Source organism: Nonomuraea sp. 3N208 (genome assembly GCF_052245935.1).
Taxonomy (GTDB): domain Bacteria; phylum Actinomycetota; class Actinomycetes; order Streptosporangiales; family Streptosporangiaceae; genus Nonomuraea.
The window spans coordinates 1-1148 of record NZ_JBQQBR010000162.1 but is presented as its reverse complement, the minus strand read 5'-3'; the positions used below and the strand labels follow the sequence as shown (position 1 = coordinate 1148).

At 70.4% G+C, this 1148-nt stretch carries 1 protein-coding gene; it reads left to right on the top strand.

Features of this window, described 5'->3' with window-relative positions; translation table 11 throughout:
- Positions 1–1148: IS66 family transposase (gene tnpC, locus ACTWPT_RS60015; RefSeq protein WP_443186482.1), on the top strand; the 1148-nt coding region annotated here is incomplete at both ends.

Below are 1148 nucleotides of genomic sequence, written 5' to 3'. Positions count from 1 at the left end.
GGTCCGGCGTCTCGGGCCAAACGCGCCAAGAAACCGAAGAAGCGCTCGCCCCGGCCGCGCGGTGGGCAAGCCGGGCACGAGGGGCATGCGCTGGCCTGGCGGAGCGACCCGGACCAAATCACCATCATCACCCCCGACGCATGCGCCGGGTGCGGCTCCACGCTGGCCGATCTGGCGGGGAAGGTCGTCGCGCGGGTGCAGATGTTCGACACCCCGCCGGTGAAACTCCAGGTCACCGAGTACCGGATGGTCAAGGTGACCTGCCCGGCCTGCCGGGCGACGACCCGGGCGGCCACCCCGGCGCATCTGGCCGGACCCTGCTGTTACGGCCCGAACGTGCGCGCCGCGACCGCGTTACTAGCGTGCGCAGGGCATATGAGCATCGAGCGGGCAGCCGATCTGATGGGCGTGCTGCTGGACGCCCCGGTCTCCACCGGGTTCACCGGCGGGCTGGTCAAGCGCGTCGCCGGCCATCTGACCGACTTCGAGACCGCGTTGAAGAAGGCGTTGCGGGCTGCGCCGGTGCTGCACCACGACGAGACCCCCGCCCGCGTCGCTGCCGACGACGCAGATCGGCTGCTGTATGTCTACACCGCCCGCGCCGGCCGGCTGGTCTGGTTCGGCGCCGCCGCGGGCCGCGGCCATGACGCCCTGGACGGATTCGGCATTCTGCCCGGCTACCGCGGCACCCTGGTCCGCGACGACTACGCCGGCTACGCCAAATACGACAAGAACCTGGCCGGAGTACAGCTGTGCTGCGCGCATCTGCTCAGGTCGTTACGCGGGATCGGCGAGTTGGATGTCGACGGCAGCCGGGTACAGCGCTGCTGGACCGAGCCGGTCATGAGCGCACTGACCGACGCCAAAGCCGCAGTCGCCAAGGCCCGCGCCGAGGGCGCCACCGCCCTGGACCCGCAGGTTCTGGACAGGCTGCGCACCCGCTATGACGAGGCGGTGGCCTGGGGCATCGCCACCAACGCCCATCGCGACTGGCCCACCGGGCGACATCCCGGCTACACCCTGGCACGACGGTTGCAGACCCGGGCCGCGCAGGTCTGGCGTTTCACCGTCGACTTCGCCGTGCCCTTCACCAACAACCCCGCCGAACAGCCTCAGCGCATGGTCAAACTGCAGATGAAGATCGGCGG